Here is a 20954-nt window from a genome sequence, read left to right on the forward strand (position 1 = left end):
CGCTGACTTTCGCGATGGGCAACCCCTCGCAGGATCCCCGGGTGGGCGGTCCGAGCGAGCCGGAGTCGATTGAGATCGTGTCGTTCTCCCCGCTCTGGGCTGACCGCTACGAGGTACTCGCCCGCGACATCTCCGGAGCGCTCGGCGCAGGAGCCGTAGAGATTGAACACGTCGGCTCCACCGCCGTCCCAGGCCTCGCCGCGAAGGACGTGATTGATATCGACCTCACGGTCCCGGACCCGGACAATGAGTCCGATTACGTGCCCGCGCTCGAGGCTCTGGGCTATACGCTGCGCGTGCGCGAACCCGAGTTCGAGGAACACCGCATGCTGCGGCTCGCGTCTCCCCGAGTGAACCTGCACGTGTACGGGCCAAATTCTGCAGAGGTCGCTCGACACCGCCTCTTCCGTGATTGGCTGCGAAGGCACCCCGCCGAGCGCGAGCGGTACGCGGACGCGAAGCGCGTCGCCGCGGCCGCGGGAGCTGCGCGGCCCATGGAGTACAACGCGAAGAAGGCGATCGTGGTGCGTGAGCTCTACGCGCGGGCGTTCGCGGCGAGCGGGATCCCAATCCGCACTCGTGCGCTCGCCCCCGACCGGCTGCCCGCGCTCCCGGATCAGGTGCTGGAGGGGCCGCTGAGGTGGCGGCCGGTCACGGAAGGAGATGTTCCGCAGCTCGCCGAACTCAGCCGGGTCTGTGGGCTGCTCGACCATCCCCGGGCGGCGGTCACTGAGGAGCACATCGCGCTGAGCCTCCGGGGAGCGCGGTTTGACCCGGTGCGAGACACGATGATCGCCTTCGATGCCTCGGGCCGCGCGGTTGCCTACGGGGAGGCTCGGCTGCCCGATGCTGAGCCCGCAGCGGAGACGGGTGGGGAATTGCTCGAGGTGTCGCTTGAGGGGATGGTGCACCCCGCGCTCCGCCGCCGTGGCGTGGGGCGCGCGCTCCTCGCCTGGCAGGAGGCCCGCGGACGTCAGCTGCTTGCAGAATCGGCAAGCGCGCTCCCCGCCATGCTGAGTCTCGGCGGCCGTGTGGCACACCCCGGGCTTGCGGCACTCGCGCAGGGAAGCGGATTCGGGCCGGTGCGCTGGTGGTACGAACTTGAACGCACGCTCGAGGGAGAGCTGCCTCGCCGTGAAGCGCCCGAGGGTGTGCGCCTCATCCCGTTTTCGGACCGCTACTCGGAGCGCACGCGCGCCGCGGTGAATGATGCGTTCCGTGACCACTTTGGATTCCACCCGATCACTCGTCGGGAATGGGAGGACGAGGGAGCGCTTGCTGAGTTCTCACCGGCGCTCTCGCGCCTGGCCGTCGCGGGGCGGGGCACGCTGCGCGACCCGCATCGGGTGGTGGGCCTCGCGCTCAGCGAGGTGAAGCGAGCCGAGTTCGCGCTCCGTGGCGGTCCGTTCGGCTACCTGAGCACGGTCGGAGTGGTGCGCGACTGGCGGGGTCATAGGCTCTCCTCGGTGCTCATTGCCGAGGTGCTTCACGCCTACCGCGCCGCCGGGCTCGGCAGCGCAGTGCTCGACGTTGACGCAGCGAACCCGAGCGGCGCGCTCGGCATGTACGAACGGCTTGGTTTTGCCGAGCGCGACCGCTCGGTCACGTACGCAAAGTACTGTTGAGCGCAGGGAGGTTTCAATGTCGCACTGGGGAATGTGGCCGGCAGCGCTCTGGCTCATCGTCGTGGGCGTGGCGTTCGTGCGCTACCTGCGCGTTCTCTACGCCGGTGGGACGCTGAACCATGGTGAGGTGCAACGCGCACGCCAGGCGATGCTCCTGCCCGCGCTGCTGATGGTCGTGTTGCTCGGGGCGATCGTGCTTGCGACCGACCTGCTGCCGGGCCTCGCCTCCTGGCTGCCGCTTGTGCTGGGCGTGGCCACACTTGCCGGTTCGCTCTGGGCCCTCGATCGGGGCACGCGTGCGGTGCGGCGCGGCCGCGCGGAGCCGGGCGCCGAGCGATGACCACGCTCGTCTGGCTGCGCGACGACCTGCGCATCGCCGATCATCCCGCGCTTGCCGCGGCCGCCGAGGACCCCGCGGGCGTTGTGGTGGCCTACGTGCTCGACGAGGAATCCCCGGGTGCGCGACCCCTCGGCGGGGCGGCCAAGTGGTGGCTGCACCACTCTCTTGCGGCGCTCGGCGATCGCCTCGCCGAGTTCGGCGTGCCGCTCGTGCTGCGGCGCGGACCGGCTGCGCGAGAGATTCCCGCGCTCGCCGCAGAGAGCGGCGCGGCCCGGGTGCTGTGGAACCGGCGATACGGGGCCGAGCGAGCGGGCGATGCAGCGCTCAAGCTGACGCTGCGGGAGAAGGGGATCGCGGCTCACTCATTCACGGGTGGCGTGCTCTTTGAGCCGGGATCCGTGGTCACGGCGCAAGGCACGGGCTACCGGGTGTACTCCGCGTTCTGGCGCGCCTGCCTCTCGAACTCGCCGCCCGCTGCGCCGATCCCCGCACCGGCGACGCTGATCCCGGCCAGTGTGCAACCGCGCAGCGATGCGCTGGGAGCGTGGGGCCTGCTCCCCACAACGCCCGATTGGGCGGGCGGACTTGCCGCACGCTGGACCCCCGGTGAGGCCGCAGGGGAGGCGCAGCTCGAGCGCTTCCTGGGCGAGCGGGCACGCCGGTACGCCGCAGAGCGCGACTTCCCAGACGCGGGATCGGGATCAGAGCTGTCACCGTATTTGCGCTGGGGCGAGCTGAGCCCCCGCACTGTCTGGCACCGGGCGCTCGCCGCCGGGGTGGACGCGGGGATGTTTCTCTCCGAGCTCGGCTGGCGCGAGTTTGCCTGGCACACCGCGTTCGCGTCCCCTGACCTCCATGAGCGGGGGCTCAACCCGCAGTTCGATGCGTTCCCGTGGGAGCGGGAGCCCGGCGCAGAGCTCCTCGCGTGGCAGCGAGGTGAGACCGGCTTCCCGCTCGTCGATGCGGGGATGCGTGAGCTATGGGAGACGGGCTTCATGCACAACCGGGCGCGCATGGTGACGGCATCCTTCCTGACGAAGAACCTGCTCATCGATTGGCGCCTGGGGGAGGCGTGGTTCTGGGACACGCTCGTCGATGCGGACGCGGCGAGCAACCCGTTCAACTGGCAGTGGGTGGCCGGCTGCGGGGCCGACGCGGCTCCGTACTTTCGCATCTTCAACCCGCTGACGCAGCAGCAGCGTTTCGATCCGAGCGGCGAGTACGTTTCGCGGTGGGCACCCGAGAGTCTCCTCCTGCCGGAGCTGGTGGATCTCCGTTCGAGCCGTGCACGCGCACTTGCCGCCTACGATCAGGCGCGTGGGGTGGCGCCCGTGGGCTCCGAGAGGGAACGCTGAACGGCATCCTCCGCGGTTTCTGAGGTGAACGTGAAGCCGGACGCGAGCAGGGCGGTCGGCGCAACGTTCGCGTCAGAGAGCAGCAGTGAGTCCGCCGCGGCGCGGCCGAGCCCGAGGCGGAGTGCCCACCGCGGCGCGGGCACGAGAAACGGTCGGTGCAGCTCGCGCGCCAGAGCCCGGCCGATCTCGTTCGCGCTCGCGGGCTGTGGACCCGCCAAGTTCACGGGGCCGGTGAGGCGGTGCTCGATGATGTGGCGGATGGCGCGCACCTCGTCGGTGAGTGAGATCCACGGCCAGATCTGGTGGCCGCTTCCGAGTGGTCCGCCGAGGCCGAAGCGCGTCAGCGTGATCATTGGCTTGAGAACGCCCTCGGGGTGCAGTACCGGCGCCGTTCGAATGAACGCGAGCGGCACGGTGTCGCCGGCCTCGCGCGCCGCGCGCTCCCACTCCACCGTGAGCCCGGCAAGGTAGGTGGTGCCTGCGCCGCTCATCTCCGTGAGCTGCTCGCCCGGCCGGTCTCCGTAGAACCCCACCGCCGAGGCAGACACTATGAGGGGAGCCTCGTCGCCGAGCTGCCTCGCGGCCGCCGCGATTGTGCGGGCGGGGCCCAGCCGAGAGTCGCGAAGCTGGCGCTGGTACCGAGGCGTCCACGGCAGCCGCCCGATGCTCGCACCGCACAGGTTGACGATCGCAGTAGCGCCGCGGAGCCGCGAAGGATCGAGTGGGGCGTCCCCGGGCCGCCACTCCGTCTCGTCTGAAGAGCGGGGAGCGCGCCTCACGAGCCGCTCGACGGCAACTCCGTCGGCTCGGAGTGCGGTGCTGAGCGCACCACCGATCAACCCCGATGCTCCGGCAATGATGACTCGTTCACGCTGCATGGACCCCTCCTCCGTGCGCGCTGTGGCCGCGGTGCGGCGACGGCGCCCCAGTGACAGCCAGCGTACCCGCGAATCTAGAAGCGGTCATCCAGGATCGCGGGGAGGACAAGTTCGCGCACGAATGACGCATCGGAGAGGCCGAGCAGGCTGCGTACCATTGCCAGCACGTCGTGCACGGGGATGAGGGTGCCCGCGCCCCGCGTTGCGGCCTCGTCGCGCGGCACCTCAAGCGCGTCGTCGGTGTTGAGGTTGCCGAGTTGCAGGGTGGTGACCGCGAGATGCTCCGCGCGGTAGCTCTCGCGCAGTGCATCGGCGATGCCGTTGAGGGCGGTCTTCGACGCTCCGAAAGCGAGCTCCGGGCGCCCGCTGCGGGGCAGGCCCGAGGTCGACCCGGTGAGGATGACGCGTGGGTGCCCTGCCGCCAATAGTCGGGGGAGGAGCCGCTGCAGCACCAGCAGCGGCCCGGCCACGTTCGCCGCGAGCAGCCCCAGCGTAGTCTCGTCGCGCTCCGCCGCGAACTCGTAGGCGTCGCTGAATGCGGCGGGCTCCCAGATCCCTAGGTTGTAGATCACCACGTCGAGCTCAGCCGGAGCACCAGCCGCAACATCGTCTGCCGCCTGACGAGGGTCGGCGAAGTCGGCGGCGATCCAGCGTGTGGGCGAGCTCGCCTCTGCGGGGAGGCTGCGCGCCACACCCCACACTTCGTGGCCATCGGCGTTCAGGCCGTCGAAGAGTGCTCTACCGAGGCCGCGGCTCGCGCCGACAATCAGAATGCGCATGGCCCACAGTGTGGCACAGGCGTTGCCTCGGCGGCTGGGATCAGCCCGTCAGTCGCGTTCCGCGCGCTCGACATCCGCGTCGGTCGCCGCGATCTGGTCTTCCAGCTCGGTGACGAGGGCGGTGAAGTGCGCGTTGCACGCCTCGATCTCGGCAGTGAGCTTCGCGCGGCCCGCGGCGGTGGGGGTGAGCTCGAGGTCGAGCGCGTGGTCCCGCACGCGGTCGAGTTGCAGGGCGATATCCGCAACGCTGCGGAGGATGTCAGCGGTGTCCGCGCTCGCCGCGAGAAACTCCACCCACTGGCTGAGGGCCCGTGAGAGGATCTTGCGCTCCGTGACCACCTGATCGCGCAGCGCGCTCAGCTCCGTGCCCCAGCCGGTGATGTCGAGATCGGGATCCAGTCCGCGGATTGAGCGGGGCACCACGTGCCCGCGTGCGATCTCGCTCTCATCGTCGTCGGCCAGGTCGTGGAGGAACTCGGTGAGCGCAAGGCGGGTGACCGGGGCCCAGCGGCGTGCGGTCGAGCGCGCAACCACCTTGTCCACGACCAGCACGGTGAAGAGCGAGGTCACGAGCCCGGCAGCGAGACCCGAGAGCACGACGAGCTCCTGCCAGATGCCGGTCGCGACGTCGAGCCAGATCACCACAACAATCACGGCGATGCCGACGAGGATTCCGGCGACGTTGAGGGCGCGCTTGCGCGGCGATGGGTGACTCACAGATCCTCCTGGGAAGGGGGCGGGGTGTCCATAACCATATCCGAGCTGAGGCACAGGGGAGGGTGGACGGCACCGCGCCCCGCGGGGCAGAATTGCGCACAACGAAACTCATATGCTCGAATGCGGAATACCCCATAGGGGTATATGGTTGCAGGTGACGTCGACCGGTTGTGACTGGTGCGACGGAAAGGGGACGAAGATGACCGACACCCAATCGCCCACGCCAGACCCGCACGCAGGGCACACCATGCATGCCGGGCACGATCCGCATGCCGGGCATGACGAGCATGCCGGGCACGACGCCCACGCGGGGCATGACGAGCACGCCGGACACGATGAGCACGCTGGACACGATGCGCACGCGGGGCACGACGCGCACGGCGGTCACGGGGGCCACGCCGGGCACGGCGACCACGTCGCACAGTACCGCCGCCTCTTCTGGATCATGCTCGTGTTGGCCGTTCCCACGGCAGCCCTCTCGGGCATGTTTGCCATGATCCTCGGCTACGAGCTGCCGAGTTGGCCCTGGCTCGCCTGGGTGTCGCCGATTCTCGGCACGGTCATGTACGTGTGGGGTGGCCGCCCCTTCCTTGTCGGCGCAGTCGACGAGATCCGTGCGCGCAAACCCGGCATGATGCTGCTGATCGGCCTCGCCATCACGGTCGCCTTCCTCGCTTCCTGGGGATCCAGCCTGGGGATCCTCGACCACCAGCTCGACTTCTGGTGGGAGCTGGCGCTCCTCATCGTCATCATGCTGCTGGGGCACTGGGTGGAGATGCGCTCGCTCGCGCAGACCACCTCCGCGCTTGATTCGCTCGCGGCGCTCCTGCCCGACACTGCAGAGCGCGTGGAGCACGGCGAGATCGTCGTCGTTGCCCCAGCGGACCTCCGGGTGGGTGACCTGGTCGTCGTGCGGCCGGGCGCAAGCGTGCCCGCTGATGGTCGGGTCGTTGAGGGTCGCGCCGCAATGGACGAGTCGATGGTGACCGGCGAATCACGCACGGTCACCCGTGAGCCGGGGGATTACGTCACCGCTGGCACCGTGGCCACCGACTCCGGCCTGCGCGTCGAGGTCACCGCAACGGGCGACGACACCGCGCTCGCTGGCATTCAGCGCCTCGTGAGCGACGCCCAGAACTCCTCCTCGCGTGCACAGCGGCTTGCGGACACCGCCGCCGGGTGGTTGTTCTGGTTCGCGCTCGGCGCCGCGGTGATCACTGCGATCGCATGGACGCTCTTCGGCATGCCTGACGAGGCGGTCGTGCGCACCATCACGGTCCTCGTGATCGCGTGCCCCCACGCGCTGGGCCTCGCGATCCCGCTCGTGGTGTCCATCGCGACGGAGCGGGCCGCTCGCGGCGGCGTGCTCGTGAAGGATCGCCTGGCGCTCGAGAGCATGCGCGTGGTTGACGCGGTGCTCTTCGACAAGACCGGCACACTCACGAAGGGTGAGCCTACGGTTTCGGAGGTTGCGCTCGCCGACGCGAACGGTGGGCTCGACGCGGACGCGGTGCTCGCGCTCGCCGCAGCGGCGGAGTCGGAGAGCGAGCACCCGCTCGCAAAGGCGATTGTTCGAGCGGCGCGGGATCGGGGACTCACGGTTCCCGTCTCCTCCGAGTTCTCCTCCTCCCCGGCGGTGGGGGTCACCGCAACGGTCGACGGTGCTCGCATTCGCGTGGGTGGGCCGTACCTCCTGTCCGAGGAGGGCGCCGAGGAACTCGCCGCGGTCGAGCCGTGGCGCGAGCGCGGCGCGATCATCCTGCACGTGCTGCGTGACGGTGCGGTGATTGGCGCGCTCTCGCTGAGCGACGAGATTCGTTCCGAGTCGCGGGACGCGGTTGCCGCGCTCCATAAGCTTGGCGTCAGTGTGGTGATGATCACGGGTGACGCACCCGCGGTGGCACACGCCGTCGCGGCCGACCTCGGGATTGACCGCGTGTTCGCCGGCGTCCGTCCGGAGGACAAGGCGGCCAAGGTGCAGGAGCTGCAGGCCGAGGGGCGCCGCGTCGCGATGGTGGGCGACGGGGTGAACGATGCACCCGCGCTCGCGCAGGCAGACGTGGGGCTCGCGATCGGCGCGGGCACCGACGTGGCGATTGCTTCCGCAGGGGTCATTCTCGCGAGTGACGATCCTCGTTCCGTGCTGTCGGTGATCCGCCTGTCGCAGGCGGCCTACCGCAAGATGCAGCAGAACCTGTGGTGGGCGGCCGGGTACAACCTCATTTCAGTGCCGCTCGCTGCGGGCGTGCTCGCACCCATCGGCTTCGTGCTGCCGATGTCGGTCGGCGCGATCCTGATGTCGCTTTCGACCATCGTGGTTGCGCTCAACGCGCAGCTGCTGCGCAGGCTCGACCTGCGCCCGGAGGTGGTGACGCGAGAGATTCTCGGGGGCGCGGGCGCGACGTCGCCGGCGCGTGCGGAGGGGGACGAGTCGCTGTTGGCCTCCCGCTAGGCGCACCGCATTTCCGGCGGTCTACTCGGGATCGGGATCGTGGCCGATGCGCCGCGGTCCCGGTCCCTCGGCGGCCAGTCGGTCGCCGGGGTTGAGCGCGATGCAGGTGTTTAGTGAGAGGCACCCGCACCCGATGCACCCCGTGAGCTCGGCTTCGAGGAGTTCGAGCTCGCGACGGCGCTCCTCGAGCCGGTCGCGCCACGCTTCAGAGATGCGCCGCCAATCCTGTTTCCCGGGCATCCGGTCGTGGGGCAGATCCGCGAACACCTCCGCGACTTCACTGAGCGGCACACCGAAGCGGCGCGAGGCGAGGATGATCCCGATCCGGCGGAGCACGTAGCGCGGGTAGCGGCGCTGGTTCCCTGCCGTGCGCACCGAGCTGATGAGTCCCTGCGCCTCGTAGTACCGCACCGCGCTCGGGGCAATGCCCGCGCGGGTGGCGACCTCGCCGACGGTGAGAAGATCCTTCGGGCTCGTGCGCATTGTGCTCCTTGACTTCAAGTGAACTTGAAGTTTTAGGGTACTCGGTGTGACTGAAACCAACCAGACTTCTTCCCCCGAACCGCCGCACCCCGAGCCGCGTCCGGCTCCGCGCGCCGGCAGCTGGCGCGACCTGTTCAGTCGCGCGCACGCGCCCGCCGTGACGGTGTTGGCGAGTGGCGTGGGGCTCTACGCAATGAATCTCTACTTCACCGCAGCGCTCCTCCCCACGGTCGTGGCCGATATTGGCGGTGCCGAGTACTTCGCGTGGGCCGCCACCGCCTACCTCATCACCGCGGTGGTCGCGACCATGCTGGTCAGCCGGTTGCTTGCCGGGGCTGGCCCCGCCCGCGCCTATGCGCTCGCGTTCGCGCTGTTCGCGCTCGGCACCGGCGTGAGCGCGCTCTCCGCGGGGATGGAGCAGTTCGTGCTCGGCCGTGCGATCCAGGGATCCGGGGCGGGGCTCCTCACCGGGCTCGGCTACGCGGTGATCCGTGGCGCGCTGCCGCCGGCGCTGTGGACGCGGGCGACCGGACTCATCTCTGCGATGTTCGGCGTCGGGACGCTTGTCGGCCCCGTGCTTGGCGGGGCGTTCGCGGAGTTCGCTGCGTGGCGGGCCGCACTCGGCACGCTCGCGGTCCTGGCGCTCGCGCTCCTGCCGGTCGCCGTGCGGGCGCTTCCTGCCTCGCTGCTGGGTGCCGACCCGAGCGGCGAGCCGCACCGCCCGGCTCCCGTGCCGCTCGTGCCCATCGCGACGCTCGCGGCCGCCGCGGCAGCGCTGAGTCTCAGCTCGCGCCTCGGCGGTCCGCTTGTTGCGGTGGCGATTGGCGGTGGGTTGTTCTTGCTCGTGGCGTTCCTGCTGCTCGACTCGCGCCACGCAAACGGCGTGCTGCCCCGCCTTGCCTACGCGCGGGGCGGGTCGCTGAAATGGGTGTACCTCACGGTTGCCGCGCTCTGCGCAGGCGTTATGGTGGAGAACTTCGTGCCGCTCTTCGCGCAGCAGATCGGCGGGCTCACGCCGCTCGGGGCCGGGCTGCTCGGCGGTGCGCTCTCGCTCGGCTGGGTCGCCTCGCAGCTGTTCAGCGTCGGGGCGGGGTCAGCGCGCGTGCCGACACTGATTCGCGTGGCGCCGTGGCTTCTCACGGGTGGCCTCTGCACGTATGGCCTGCTGCAAATTGCCGAGCCCGGAATCCCGATTGTGCTCGCGTGGGCGCTCGCGCTGTTCATCGCCGGTGCGGGCATCGGCCTCGCGTTCCCGCACCTCTCGGTGGCCGCGATGATGAGCAGTAGCGACGAGCGCGAGGGTGCGAAGGCGGCCGCCGCCGTGAGCACCACGCAGCTGATCGCCTTCACGCTCACCTCGGCCCTCGCTGGGAACCTCATCGCGCTGGGGGATGGGCCGCTCAGCTCTGCCCGTTGGCTTGCCTTCGGGCTCACTGCGCTCACCGCGCTCGGAATCGCGACCGCGCTCGCGGCAACGCGCGCCTCCCGCCGCGCGCAGGCCGAGCGTCCCTAGCGGGCCGAGCCGGACTCACCTGCCGAGCGGGTCTCGCGTGCCCCGCTGCGCTGGTGTGGGGACGCGTGCCCCGCGCCCAGCGCGAGCACCTCGTCGACGAAGCCCGCTGCCCGGCCGGCGAGCTCCGCGCGGTGCGCGGCAACGAGCTCGTCGGCCGGCGGGTCGAGCGGCGTGAGTGGGCGCAGCGCGTTGACGCGGGCATTGCAGTCGAGATCCACGCACAGGTACGTGCCGAGCGTCGACATGCGCCGCTCCGCGAGGGCGGTCGGCGCAACAAAGAGGGACACCTGCTCGAAGCGGCGCGGGATCCGGCACAGCTCACACATCACCGCGCGGCCCGCCGCGGTGCGCGTGCGTGTGGTGGTGAGCATGATGCCACGGAGGGCTCCGCCGTGCGCGGTGAAGAGGTAGCCACGCTGGGGCGCGCTGGGGTCGCGCCAGCCAATGTAGTCGCGCTCACCCCATGCTGGGCGCAGGGGGTGTCTCGTCATGCGCACGGTGCGCCTCGTGGATTCGTCGATATTGCCGAGCGCGGCGCGCAGCTCGCTCAGGGTGTGCGGGGGCACAAGATCCTCCATTCGGTTCAATTTGTACAGTCGTACAGATTAGCTCGCTAGTCTGGATCCGTCCACTCAGGAAACGAGGAACGATGGCCTACCTGCCCCGAGAAGCGCGTCGCGAGGCGATGATTGGTGCTGCGCTCGAGGTGATTCGCGCGGATGGTTTCGCGGCTGTGTCTGCCCGTTCGGTCGCGCAGGCGGTGGGCGGGTCGCCCGGGCTCGTGCATCAGCACTTCACCTCGGTCACCGAGCTCACCGGGCTCGCCTGGCGGCACTACGTCGCCGAGAACCTTGCGGAGTTCACAGCCGCGGTCGCCGAGCCCGGAGGTGGCGCAGTTGCCGAGTTCTTCGCAAACCACCTGGACGAGACGCGAGCGGCCGAGCTCTGGCTCTGGGCAGACGCGTGGGCGCACGCGCTCCGTGTGCCCGAGTTCGCGGGCGTCTTTGCTGGCACGGTCGCCGAGCTCACTGACGCGCTTCGCGGCGCGGATCCCGGTCTCACGGAGGCCGAAGCGGATCGCGCGGTGCTCCTGGGGATCGGCCTTGCGGGGATGAGGCGCGTGGCTCCGGATCGCTACGGGACCGAGCGGGTCGCCGCAATTGTGGGCGTGGGAGGCGGCCGGGCGGTGGCGTCGGATACGCAGGGCGCACTCAGCGAGAACTGACACGATACGGGGTATGGGTATCTCAGTCGCGCGCGTGCGCCCCGCTCTTGTTGGCTCGGCGATTGCCGCAATCGTGCTGCTGGCCGGCTGCTCAGCGGCCGGTGCCGCGGAGCAGCCGGCCACCTCCGGTGAGGTCTCGGCCGAGGAAGCTGGCGCCGCCGCCGTGCTCGCTGAGCTGGGTATCGATGCGAGCGACCCCGTCGCGCTCGTGGAGGGCCTGGAGGCGTTGCCGGTGGCCGAGCGCCCTGCGGATTTCGTGGCGCAGGTGATGCCCACGGAGGTGAAGGTGCAGCCTGAGCAGCCGGGCGAACTCGTGCTTCCCGTTGCGGGCGATCAGTTCTACCTCTCGGTCGCGCCGTATCGTGCCCAGACGCATCCGTGCACGTTCCACGTGCCCACCTCGTGCCTGGGGGAGATGCAGAACGCGGACATTCAGCTGCGCATCACTGACGCCGCGAGCGGAGACGTGATTGTTGACGAGGCGCGTACGACCGAAGACAATGGCTTCGCCGGGGTGTGGCTGCCGCGCGATGGTGAGTTCACGATCGAGATCACCGCCGACGGCGATACCGGCGTGCAAACCGTGCGCACGGGGGCGAACGACCCGACCTGCATCACGACGCTGCAGCTCAGCTAGCCGCGGCGCCCGAGGCCAGCTGCGCGAGCAGAATCTCACGGAAGCGCTCGGCCGCGGGGGTCGGGTTGAACGCGTCCCAAATGAGCACCTCGTGTCGACGCGGTGCGGGCGTCACGGCGAAGGTTGCGAGCCGGTGTGCCTCTCGCTGCGCCACGATCGTGGGGAGTAGGCCCACGGCGAGCCCCGCTTCGATCAGCCGGAGCGACGAATCAAACGCGCTGCTCTCGAACTGCACCTCGCGCTCGATTCCCGCGCGCGCAAAGGCTCGATCGCTCTGCTCGCGCGCGGGGGAGCCGGCGGGAAAATCGACGAATGGCTCCGCCGCGAGTTGCGCGAGCGAGACTCGCTTCCGCCCCGCAAGCGGGTGGCTCCGGTTCACCGCACCCACGAGGGCCTCGTCCCCGAGGAGCCTCGCACCCACCTCCTCCGGCAGCTGGGGATCCGGCAGGCCGAGCACCGCCACGTCGATGCGGCCTGCGCGCACGTGCTCGAGGAGGCGATCGCTGTGGTGCGTGCGGAGGGTGATCCGCACGCCCGGGTGGCGCGCGCGAAAATGCGCGAGTGCCGCAGGCACGTCGACGGTTCCCGTCGTGGGGATTGTGCCAATGGTCAGTGTGCCGCGGATGTCCCCGGTGGCTGCCGCGCCCGCCGCAGCCGCTCGTGCGGCCGCGTCGAGTGCGGCGCGAGCGTGTGGCAGAAACGCCTCGCCCGCGGGGGTGAGCGCCACTTTGCGGCTCGTCCGCGCGAACAGGGGGTAGCCGAGCTCGCGCTCGAGCGCGGCAACCTGATGGCTGAGCGCGGACTGCACGACGTGGCACTGCTTGGCCGCGCGCGTGAAGTGTTTCGTCTCGGCAACCGCCACGACGTACCTGAGCTGTTGAAGTTCCACGGATCAATCGTGAATCACGATTGATCTCATGTCAATCATGTGTTGGACTCATAGGTCTGGTGGCGCCGAAGATGGGACTGTCCCGGAGATGCTGGGGCGGAAACGGAGACCCATGCGTATCGGAGTGCTGAGTGGCAGCATCGCGAGCGATTCGATCAACACGGCCCTGCTCGGGGCGCTCGGCCACATCATCGGTGAGCGCGCTGAGATCGTGCCCATCGCCATCTCGACGCTGCCGCTGTATGGCCGCGACGCGGATACTGGGCATCCCGAGGTTGCGGTCGCGTACAAGGAACTCGTGCGCGGCCTCGACGGGCTCATCATCGCGACACCGGAGTACAACCGTGCGCTCCCGGCTGCGCTGAAGAACGCGCTTGAGTGGGGCTCGCGCCCGTGGGGGGAGAACGTCTTTGCGGGGCTTCCGGTGGGCATCGTCGGGGCCTCGCCCGGCACGATTGGCACCGCACTGGCGCAGCAGCAATTGCGCGCCGGTCTCGCGTTTCTCGACGCCCCGACGCTCGCGCAGCCGGAGGTGTACCTCCGCTGGCGCGACGACATGCTCGATAGCGCGGGGCGCATCGCCGATGCGGGTACGCGCGAGTTCCTGAGCGCCTGGGTCGAGCGTTTCTTCGCGCACGTGACCGTCCACGCTCGGGCAGCGGTGCTCGCGTGAGCATGACTGCCGCGCCCACTCGTGCCGCGCGGGGGAGCGGCGCGGCGACCGCACTCACGGCGCTTGCGCCAATGATCTGGGGCACCACCTACTTTGTCACCACCGAGTTCCTGCCGACGGGGCACCCGCTCTTCGCGTCGCTCGTGCGGGCGCTTCCCGCGGGCCTCGTGGTGCTCGCGGCGACGCGCGTGCTGCCGCGGGGGCGCTGGTGGTGGCGGTCGCTGGTGCTCGGCGCGCTGTTTATCGGGGTGTTCTTCCCGCTTCTGTTTGTTGCGGCAGAGCGGCTCCCCGGTGGCGTCGCGGCGACGGTGGGCGCGCTGCAGCCGATCATTGTTGCGGTGCTCGCGCGGGTGATGCTCGGCGAAGCCGTTGCGCCCGCGCGCCTGGCCTTCGGCGGCCTGGGTGTCATCGGGGTGGCGCTCATCACCCTGACTCCGCAGGCGAGACTCGATCCGATCGGGATCCTGGCGGCGCTCGGCACCGCCGTCTCGCTCGCGCTCGGCATGATTCTTGCCCGGCGCTGGGGGCGACCCGCCGGAGTGGGGGCCGTGGCGTTTACGGGCTGGCAGCTGACCGCAGGCGGGCTCATGCTCCTCGTGCCCGCGCTGGTGTTCGAGGGTGTTCCCGCACAGATTGATGCGCCCGCGCTGGGCGGTTACCTGTGGCTGGCGCTCTTCGGTGGGCTCATCTCGTACACGCTCTGGTTTGGCGGGCTCGGGCGAATATCGATTGCCGCGGCCTCGTTCTTGGGCCTCCTCTCGCCGGTGGTTGCGGTGGCGATTGACGTGCTCGTGCTGCGCGCCGAGTTCTCTGGCGGGCAGGTGGTGGGCCTGGTGCTCACGCTCGCGGCGCTGCTCGGCGGGGCGCTTGGCGGGGGACGTGATGCACAACGGAAAAAGTCGTGATACTCTCGATCTGCAACGAAATCAGTTGCAAAATGATTGTTAAGCTACTGTATCCGCGCATAGCGTGAGTGTCCAAAGGGGGCGCTCCGCGGGCAGTAGGTCTCTCTGGAGTGATACCGTGACCGCCACCGGCCACACCTCAAGCGCGCTCGCGCCGTCCCTGTCCACCGTCGCAGACACGATCGCCGAGGTCGTCGATACCGCGACGAACCGCGTCGTGGGAAGCGGCTCCGCTGAGCGCCCGCGGCGCTTCTTCCAGGCGCACCCCGTGCTCCGTCGTGTCACCTTCGTGGCCGGCTACGAGGGCCTCAGCGTGCTCTTCACCGTCGTGGTGCTGAGTTCGCTGCTCGGCCACGGCGGCGGGCAGTCCACGCTCACCGCGGTGCTGCTCTCCACGACCGCGACCATCTGGAACTACGTCTGGAACACCATCTTCGAGGCGATCGAGCGCCGCACCGGCGCCACGGGTCGCGGCGCGGGATCCCGTGCGCTCCACGCGATCGGGTACGAGGGCGGGGTGCTCTTCTTCACGATCCCGCTCGTCATGTTCATGCTCGGGCTGGGCTTCGTGGAGGCGATCCTGCTCGAGGGCGGACTGCTCGTCTTCTTCCTCGTGTTCACGGTGGTCTACACCTGGGCGTTTGACCGTGTGTTCGGGCTGCCGGCATCGGCGCTCGCGGCGCACGACGCCGAGTAGGCCGCAGGCTCGCTGCGGCATCCATGCGCCGCGGGCGCGTAGCCGGGGACTCCCGACCACGCGCCCGCGGCGTCGTGTGTTCCGAGGATTAGGACATGATCTTCGCGAAGGTATCGCGGATGCCCTGCTCGTTCCATGACCAGATGTCGTCCCCACGCAGTACTGCGTCGGCGCCGCCGTCGCAGTAGATCGTCTGGCCACAGCAGTGCGTGTTCTGCTCGGAGGTGAGCCAGATCAGCAGGTTGGCGATGCTCTCGGGTGGCTGATGCGAGTTCAGCGGCATCGGCACGGAGCGGTCCACCAACTGTCGGCCTTCCTCGCTCGAGAGCAGCTCCTGGGTCATTGGGGTGATCACCGTGCCGGGTCCAACCGCGTTCACGGGGATGCCCGCGCCCGCCCAGCGAGCAGTGGGGGCTTCGCGGCGCACCCAGCGGGAGATCGCCTGCTTCGAGGATGAGTAGATGAGGTTGCCGGTCTGTGGATCGGCCTCGAGCTGCTCTGCGATCGCGCGGGCGGCGGCTTCGTCGCCGCTGAGCAGCGCGTCGACGAGTGGTGGTGCGACCGGCTGCAATGACGCCATTGAGGAGATGAGTGCGACGCGGGGTGCAGCTGACTGCGTGAGCGCCGGCTGCATCGCCTCCAGGAACTCGGTCATGCCGAAGTAGTTCACCGATGCGGTGATCACCTTCGGGATGGCGAGGCCCGCGCACGCGATGACCGCATCGACGGTGCCGCCCGCCAGGCGGGTGGCCTCCTCTGCTGCAGCGATCCGACCCTCACGCGTGGACAGATCGCCGGATACCTCGACGCCCTTCAGGTCGACCCCGATCACGGTGTTTCCGGCCTCCCGGAGCAACTGCGTGGTGGTCTTGCCGATTCCGGAAGCGGCTCCCGTGACAACATAGATGCGTGGCATGAGTGTTCCTTTCACTGTGGTGGTGTTGCGAGTAGCCCCGCCACAAAGCGGGGAAGCAGTGCGGTGAACGTGCGGAGGTCTTCGGGATCCCAATCAAGCGTTGCCGCCGTGATCATCGCGACCCCGGCGCCGAACAGCTTTTCGAAGATTTCTTGTCCGCGCCGAGAAAGCCCGATCGACACCGAGCGTCGGTCGTGCGGTGTCGCGTTGCGGGCGAGGAGGTCGACGCTCTCGAGCCGTGCGATGAGCTTCGAGGCGGACGGGCGGCTGAGGTGAAGGTCGTCTGCCAGCTTGCTCGGGGTGGTTTCGCCCTGTGCGATGCCCAGCAGGTACAGCGCGCGCACCGCAACCGGGTCGAGGGTAATCCCCGATGCGCCGACCACGCTGCGCTGCATCTCCTGCGATGACCAGTGCGAGATGAGGCGGGTGAGTGCGAGGAGCACCTCCCCGGTCTCGCGTGTGCTCGGCCGCCGGGTGGGCTCAGGTTTCGAGAGCTCCGGATCGTAGGCATCTCGGAGCGGCGTGTTCACCATGCCTCGCACTCTACGCCCGATAGTTGCCCGAGGTAACTATATTTTCCTCGCGACTTTCAGGCTTGAGGCCTAGGGTGGCCGCATGGCACGCATCATTCTCTTCGGCGGCCACGGCCGCGTCGCACTCTTGACCGAACCGCTCCTGGCCGCACGCGGCGACCAGGTCACGGCAATCATCCGATCCGCAGACCAGGCCGAGGCGGTGATCGCCGCTGGTGCGACGCCGCACGTCGCTGACGTTGAGACGCTCGACGAGCACGCGATCGCCGAGCTCATCATCGGGCACGACGCGGTCGTGTGGTCGGCCGGCGCCGGGGGCGGGAACCCCGCGCGCACGCGCGCCGTGGATCAGGACGCCGCAATTCGCACGATGACCGCGTCGGCGCTCGCTGGGGTACCGCGATTCATCATGGTGTCGTACTTTGGGTCTTCGCCAGACCACGGAGTTCCCGAGGACCACTCGTTCTACGCGTACGCCGAGGCGAAGGCTGCAGCAGATGAGCACCTCCGCAGCACCGCCCTTGACTGGACTGTTCTCGGGCCGAGCACACTCACTGCAGATGCGGGGACCGGGCTCATCGAAGCGCGCGCCGAGGCGTCGAGTTCGGTGTCACGCGCAAACGTCGCCGCGGTCATCGCGGCAACGCTCGCCGATGTTGGAACGACGCATCGCACGATCCGCTTCAACGACGGCGAGACACCGATCCTGCACGCGCTCGCCGCGCGCTAACACGCCCACCAGGGCTGGGGGAAAACGTTAGGGGGCGTCCGGCCACTCGATCGTTGCGTCGAAGTCCGGGTGGCGGCGCAGCCAGGCGGCGACAAACGGGCAGCGCGGAATGATGATGAGTCCCTCGGCGCGGGTCTGCTCGAGCGCGGCGGAGACCAGCGTGCCGCCCAGCCCACGGCCACCGAATGCCGGGTCGATCTCCGTATGCATGAAGTCGCGGCGCGTGCCGCCCGCGCGGCTGCGGTACTCGGCAAAGCCGGCGAGCTCGCCCTCGACGGTCACGGCAAAGCGCTGCTTTGCGGGCTCGTGGATCACCTGGATCTGGTCGCTCATGTGGAACTCCTTCGGTCGTGGGTGGGAGGGGATAAGAACTACTGCCGGCGCGGCACGAGCTTCGTGATGGGCAGCGGTGGCGCCGGGAGCGGGGGCGCAGGCTCATCGTCGGGCAGCGCGAAGCGCAGCGGGTCGACGGGCGCCGCGTGGTTGCGGGACGAGCCGGGGTGGCTTGCTGAGGGGGCGTCGTCGGCGGGATCGGCGACTCCGGCGGCGGCGATTCGCGCCTGCCAGTCGGCTCGTGCCCGCGCAATCTCATCGTGGCTGCGCCCCATGAAGTTCCACCACATGATCAGCTGCTCACTGAGCGGTTCGCCCCCGATGAAGAGCAGGCGTGCTCCGTCAGGGCCTGCGGTGAGGCAGATGGTCTCGACGCCGAGCGGTGCAAAACCGAGTTCGGTAGGGGCGATCGGGAGCTCCTGCGCATGCTCGCCGCTGCCACGCATCAGCGTGACGCTGCCGGCGTCAACGAGCACCGCGTGCTCGAACCCTGCCTGCACCTGCAGCGGCAGCACGGCGCCCGGTTCGAGCCGCAGTTCAGCGCCCACGAGCGGGGAGAACGTGGCAACGGGGGAACGCTCGCCAAGCAACTCGCCGAGGAACACCTGCGCAGCCCAGCCGAGGCCGCGCTTGGTGGGCGGTTCATAGTGCGCAAAGCCCGGGTCGGTGTCGGCGGCACCCTGCGGCAGCGCAACCCACAGCTGCGCACCGTGGAGCACGGTCGTGGTCTTCGTGGAGCGCTCCGAGTGGCTGATACCGCGGCCCGCGGTCATGAGATTCAGCTCGCCCGGGCGCACGAAGGCGTGGTGCCCCGCGCTGTCGCGGTGCTCGATCTCGCCGGAGAACAGCCAGCTGACGGTTTGCAGGCCCGTGTGAGGGTGCGCAGCGACGTCCATGCCGCCCGACACCGACACGTCATCGGGGCCGTAATGGTCCAGGAAGCACCACGCCCCCACAAACGACCGTGCACGCTGAGGGAGGGTTCGCCGCACGTTCATGGCGCGTACGCCGCCGAGCGGAACATCGCGGGGCTCGATGATCATGGGTGGCTGCGCCGCACCCGCCTCATCGCGGTTGGCGCAGAGCGTCTCCTCGGGCGCAGCCTCTGGGTTGCTCATCGGGACTCCCTTCGGACGCTGCGATCCTGATCGAGATCGCAGATCACTCTCAGTCTGTCACGCGGTCTTGCGAACGTGGCTGAACGCTCGGGCGCCGCGAGCGAACATCGTCAGGCGCGCTGGGTGCGTACACGCCGGCGCGCGCCTGTCCTGTGAGCTGCTGGATCGCGCGCATGATGCGTTCAGTTGCCTCCCGCCTCGCCTGCCCGGCAGGAAGCTCTGCGAGATCTGCGAGTGGCACGGGAGCCCCGTAGCGCACCGCAACCCGCGGCGGGCGGGAGCTGTCGGGGTTGCGCAGCGCGCGGTTGGTGCCGACGAGCCCCACGGGAACGACCGTCGCACCCGTCTCAAGTGCCAGCCACGCCGCCCCGCCCCGCCCGCGGTAGAGCCGACCGTCACGGGAGCGGCTGCCCTCGGGAAACACGACGAACACCTCGCCCGCGGCGAGCACTTCGCTCCCTGCCTCGAGTGCGAGCTGAGCGGCGTTCGACGCCTCGCGGTGCACGGGCACCGCGCCGATGCCGCGGAAGAACCAGCTGCCCAGCCGCCCCTCGAAAAGCGACGCCTTGGCGAGGAACTGCACCTTGCGCCGCGAGGTGGTGGGGATCAGTACGGTGTCGAGGCCGGAGAGATGGTTGCTCGCGAGCAGCACCGGACCGGCCTTGGGAATGTGCGTGCGGCCGGTGACCCGGGGGCGGTAGCGCAGCCAGAGGAGCGGGCGGAGCAGCGCGCGGCCGATGAAGAACACCGGGCCCGGTCGAGCACGACTGCGCTCGGGCCGCACCTTGTCCGCCTCGCGCTCGGTCACGATGTTGAGGGTTCGGTCGTCGTGGGGTCCGCCGTCGCGGCTCCCGCCGCCTGCTCGGCGAGTAGCGCAGGGAACACCAGCTCCGTGTTCAGCGGCGCGAGATCGTCGCGAGCGAGGGTTGGATCGACCCACTCGAGCTGTGCGATCTCCGCCTGCGGCGTCGCGGTGGCCGCTTCGGGCACCAGTGGGTGCTCGAATACGGTCGCCTCAACGAGATGACCAGGCTCGTTCGCGGCTGCCGTGCGGAACACACCGAGAGGGCGCAGCGCAGCGCGATCCAGTGCGAGGTCCAGCTCTTCCGCGCACTCGCGCACTGCGGTGTCGCGGGGATCCTCACCGGGTTCGTGCTTGCCGCCGGGGAGCATCAGCGCGCTCGTGCCGCGCTTGCGGACGTTGAGCACGCGCCCAAGCTCGTCACGCAGCACCACCGCGCTCACCCGAATGATGCGGGCCTCCGCGCCTCCGCGCTCCGCGGTGTGCTCGCGGGTGCTCGCCGGGACTGTGGACTGCGAAGAGTCGGGTGCGTTGCTCATTCGATGATGATAGCCGCGCCGCTAGTTCAGGTAGGTGGGTGCCGCTGGCAGCTCGAAGAACTCCTCGAGTGTCGTCGTGCCCGTACGCTCCATCTCCGCGGCAAGCTCTGGGCCGACGTACCTGAAGTGCCAGGGCTCTGGGGTGAAACCGGTGATTTTCTGCTTGCCAACCGGGTACCGCACGATGAAGCCGTAGTCCGCAGCGTGTTCACCGAGCCAGGCTCCCGCGGGGGTATCGCCGAAGCACGCGTCGAGGTAGCACGCACCGTGGTCATCGAGGTCAACGACGAGGCCGGTCTGATGCTCGGAGTGCCCGGGGCGCGCGGAGTACGTGTCTGCCGCGGCGGCACCGTCGCGCGCAACATAGTTGTCATAGAGCGCCACCTGTGTCGCGTAGTCGCGGTAGGCGCTGATGACGCGAACCTCGTGGCCCGCCTGCGCGGCGCCCGCGATCAGGGCTTCCACGGCGCGTGCCGCGGGCTCGCGGAGGGGCTGTGAAAACTCGTTCTCGATCCCCTCAGGCATGACGAGGTCGCTCGGCGCGAAGTCCACGGGAGCGAGCGGCCGCGCCTTGTTGCTCACCACCCAGATCGAGGCTGGGTCGTCGAGCGAGTGCGCGGCGCGATCGAACGCGGGATCCTCACTGGACGCAGGCGGTGCGGGCTCGGGTGCGGGCTCCGAGGCGGGGGACGTGTCGCTCGGGCTCGGGCCTGCCTCGCCCACGGGCTCGGGGGCACAGCCGGCAGCACTGAGGCTGAGTGCGAGGGCCGTGCCGAGCATGAGGAACGTTCGAAGCGGCCGGGCGGCGCGGTCGG

The 20954-nt window shown here is 69.5% G+C and carries 24 protein-coding genes; 11 read left to right on the top strand and 13 right to left on the bottom strand.

Annotated elements, in window-relative coordinates:
* Positions 1-14: 14 nt before the first annotated feature.
* Genes D3226_RS03270 through D3226_RS03280 form a run of 3 tightly spaced genes read left to right on the top strand, consistent with a single transcriptional unit; the run spans position 15 to position 3320 of the window.
* On the top strand, positions 15-1625 hold the full coding sequence (locus D3226_RS03270; RefSeq protein WP_202380964.1) for a GNAT family N-acetyltransferase: 1611 nt from the start codon (positions 15-17) through the stop codon (positions 1623-1625).
* A gap of 16 nt (positions 1626-1641) precedes the next feature.
* Positions 1642-1965, top strand: a complete 324-nt coding sequence (locus tag D3226_RS03275) for a hypothetical protein (protein WP_202380965.1) — start codon at positions 1642-1644, stop codon at positions 1963-1965.
* Complete coding sequence (locus tag D3226_RS03280) at positions 1962-3320, top strand: cryptochrome/photolyase family protein (protein WP_202380966.1); 1359 nt, start codon at positions 1962-1964, stop codon at positions 3318-3320. The genes D3226_RS03275 and D3226_RS03280 overlap by 4 nt, the downstream gene beginning before the upstream one ends.
* Here D3226_RS03280 and D3226_RS03285 read toward each other — a convergent pair.
* The 3 genes from D3226_RS03285 to D3226_RS03295 all read right to left on the bottom strand — a co-directional run bounded on the left by D3226_RS03285 (position 3275) and on the right by D3226_RS03295 (position 5694).
* Positions 3275-4198: a TIGR01777 family oxidoreductase gene (locus D3226_RS03285; protein ID WP_202380967.1), complete on the bottom strand. Its 924-nt coding sequence runs from the start codon at positions 4196-4198 to the stop codon at positions 3275-3277. The two genes, D3226_RS03280 and D3226_RS03285, sit on opposite strands and share 46 nt — an antisense overlap.
* Positions 4199-4272: 74 nt before the next feature.
* The gene (locus D3226_RS03290; RefSeq protein WP_202380968.1) at positions 4273-4977 is read right to left on the bottom strand and encodes an SDR family oxidoreductase; all 705 of its coding nucleotides are present in this window, start codon (positions 4975-4977) and stop codon (positions 4273-4275) included.
* Positions 4978-5025: 48 nt separating this feature from the next.
* Entirely contained in the window at positions 5026-5694 is a 669-nt protein-coding gene (locus D3226_RS03295; RefSeq protein WP_237462209.1) for a hypothetical protein, read from the bottom strand.
* Between the two features lie 199 nt (positions 5695-5893).
* Between D3226_RS03295 and D3226_RS03300 the strand changes: the two genes are divergently transcribed.
* A complete protein-coding gene (locus D3226_RS03300) occupies positions 5894-8146 on the top strand; it encodes a heavy metal translocating P-type ATPase (protein WP_420029079.1) in 2253 nt (750 codons plus the stop codon).
* A 21-nt stretch (positions 8147-8167) separates the two neighbouring features.
* On the opposite strand, the gene soxR is transcribed toward D3226_RS03300, so the two are convergent.
* Complete coding sequence (gene soxR / locus D3226_RS03305) at positions 8168-8629, bottom strand: redox-sensitive transcriptional activator SoxR (RefSeq protein ID WP_202380969.1); 462 nt, start codon at positions 8627-8629, stop codon at positions 8168-8170.
* 46 nt (positions 8630-8675) lie between these two features.
* Between soxR and D3226_RS03310 the strand changes: the two genes are divergently transcribed.
* Complete coding sequence (locus tag D3226_RS03310) at positions 8676-10142, top strand: MFS transporter (protein WP_202380970.1); 1467 nt, start codon at positions 8676-8678, stop codon at positions 10140-10142.
* On the opposite strand, the gene D3226_RS03315 is transcribed toward D3226_RS03310, so the two are convergent.
* The gene (locus D3226_RS03315) at positions 10139-10708 is read right to left on the bottom strand and encodes an FBP domain-containing protein (RefSeq protein ID WP_202380971.1); all 570 of its coding nucleotides are present in this window, start codon (positions 10706-10708) and stop codon (positions 10139-10141) included. The genes D3226_RS03310 and D3226_RS03315 overlap by 4 nt on opposite strands.
* An 83-nt stretch (positions 10709-10791) precedes the next feature.
* Here D3226_RS03315 and D3226_RS03320 point away from each other — a divergent pair, with 83 nt between their 5' ends.
* The gene (locus D3226_RS03320) at positions 10792-11367 is read left to right on the top strand and encodes a TetR family transcriptional regulator (RefSeq protein ID WP_202380972.1); all 576 of its coding nucleotides are present in this window, start codon (positions 10792-10794) and stop codon (positions 11365-11367) included.
* A gap of 13 nt (positions 11368-11380) precedes the next feature.
* Positions 11381-12004 (top strand): CueP family metal-binding protein, encoded by a 624-nt coding sequence (locus D3226_RS03325; protein WP_202380973.1) that lies wholly within the window; start codon positions 11381-11383, stop codon positions 12002-12004.
* On the opposite strand, the gene D3226_RS03330 is transcribed toward D3226_RS03325, so the two are convergent.
* Complete coding sequence (locus D3226_RS03330; RefSeq protein ID WP_202380974.1) at positions 11997-12893, bottom strand: LysR substrate-binding domain-containing protein; 897 nt, start codon at positions 12891-12893, stop codon at positions 11997-11999. The genes D3226_RS03325 and D3226_RS03330 overlap by 8 nt on opposite strands.
* Before the next feature lie 112 nt (positions 12894-13005).
* On the opposite strand from D3226_RS03330, the gene D3226_RS03335 reads away from it, so the two are divergent.
* The 3 genes from D3226_RS03335 (at position 13006) to D3226_RS03345 (ending at position 15168) form a co-directional block, all read left to right on the top strand.
* Positions 13006-13566 (top strand): NADPH-dependent FMN reductase, encoded by a 561-nt coding sequence (locus D3226_RS03335; RefSeq protein WP_202380975.1) that lies wholly within the window; start codon positions 13006-13008, stop codon positions 13564-13566.
* Between the two features lie 2 nt (positions 13567-13568).
* A complete protein-coding gene (locus tag D3226_RS03340; protein WP_202381516.1) occupies positions 13569-14471 on the top strand; it encodes an EamA family transporter in 903 nt (300 codons plus the stop codon).
* A 118-nt stretch (positions 14472-14589) separates the two neighbouring features.
* The gene (locus D3226_RS03345; protein ID WP_202380976.1) at positions 14590-15168 is read left to right on the top strand and encodes a PACE efflux transporter; all 579 of its coding nucleotides are present in this window, start codon (positions 14590-14592) and stop codon (positions 15166-15168) included.
* A gap of 88 nt (positions 15169-15256) precedes the next feature.
* Here D3226_RS03345 and D3226_RS03350 read toward each other — a convergent pair whose 3' ends face one another.
* Both D3226_RS03350 and D3226_RS03355 read right to left on the bottom strand, forming a co-directional pair.
* Positions 15257-16084, bottom strand: coding sequence for an SDR family oxidoreductase (locus tag D3226_RS03350; RefSeq protein ID WP_202380977.1), 828 nt, complete (start codon positions 16082-16084; stop codon positions 15257-15259).
* Positions 16085-16095: 11 nt separating this feature from the next.
* A complete protein-coding gene (locus D3226_RS03355) occupies positions 16096-16617 on the bottom strand; it encodes a MarR family winged helix-turn-helix transcriptional regulator (RefSeq protein ID WP_202380978.1) in 522 nt (173 codons plus the stop codon).
* An 82-nt stretch (positions 16618-16699) separates the two neighbouring features.
* Between D3226_RS03355 and D3226_RS03360 the strand changes: the two genes are divergently transcribed.
* Positions 16700-17347 carry an NAD(P)H-binding protein gene (locus D3226_RS03360; protein ID WP_202380979.1) on the top strand — a complete coding sequence of 216 codons (648 nt, stop codon included), beginning with the start codon at positions 16700-16702 and terminating at the stop codon, positions 17345-17347.
* Between the two features lie 27 nt (positions 17348-17374).
* Here D3226_RS03360 and D3226_RS03365 read toward each other — a convergent pair whose 3' ends face one another.
* From D3226_RS03365 to D3226_RS03385, 5 genes are read right to left on the bottom strand one after another with little or no spacing between them, the layout of a single operon-like run.
* Complete coding sequence (locus D3226_RS03365; RefSeq protein ID WP_337248912.1) at positions 17375-17713, bottom strand: GNAT family N-acetyltransferase; 339 nt, start codon at positions 17711-17713, stop codon at positions 17375-17377.
* Positions 17714-17718: 5 nt separating this feature from the next.
* Complete coding sequence (locus D3226_RS03370) at positions 17719-18798, bottom strand: pirin family protein (RefSeq protein WP_202380981.1); 1080 nt, start codon at positions 18796-18798, stop codon at positions 17719-17721.
* Between the two features lie 49 nt (positions 18799-18847).
* Positions 18848-19606: a lysophospholipid acyltransferase family protein gene (locus D3226_RS03375; RefSeq protein ID WP_337248884.1), complete on the bottom strand. Its 759-nt coding sequence runs from the start codon at positions 19604-19606 to the stop codon at positions 18848-18850.
* The gene (locus D3226_RS03380; RefSeq protein ID WP_202380982.1) at positions 19603-20139 is read right to left on the bottom strand and encodes an NUDIX hydrolase; all 537 of its coding nucleotides are present in this window, start codon (positions 20137-20139) and stop codon (positions 19603-19605) included. Before D3226_RS03380 ends, D3226_RS03375 begins: the two co-directional genes overlap by 4 nt.
* A 21-nt stretch (positions 20140-20160) precedes the next feature.
* A complete protein-coding gene (locus D3226_RS03385) occupies positions 20161-20919 on the bottom strand; it encodes a M15 family metallopeptidase (RefSeq protein WP_202381518.1) in 759 nt (252 codons plus the stop codon).
* Positions 20920-20954 lie beyond the last annotated feature (35 nt).

Source organism: Leucobacter chromiireducens subsp. chromiireducens (assembly GCF_016758255.1).
Taxonomy (GTDB): Bacteria; Actinomycetota; Actinomycetes; order Actinomycetales; family Microbacteriaceae; genus Leucobacter; species Leucobacter chromiireducens.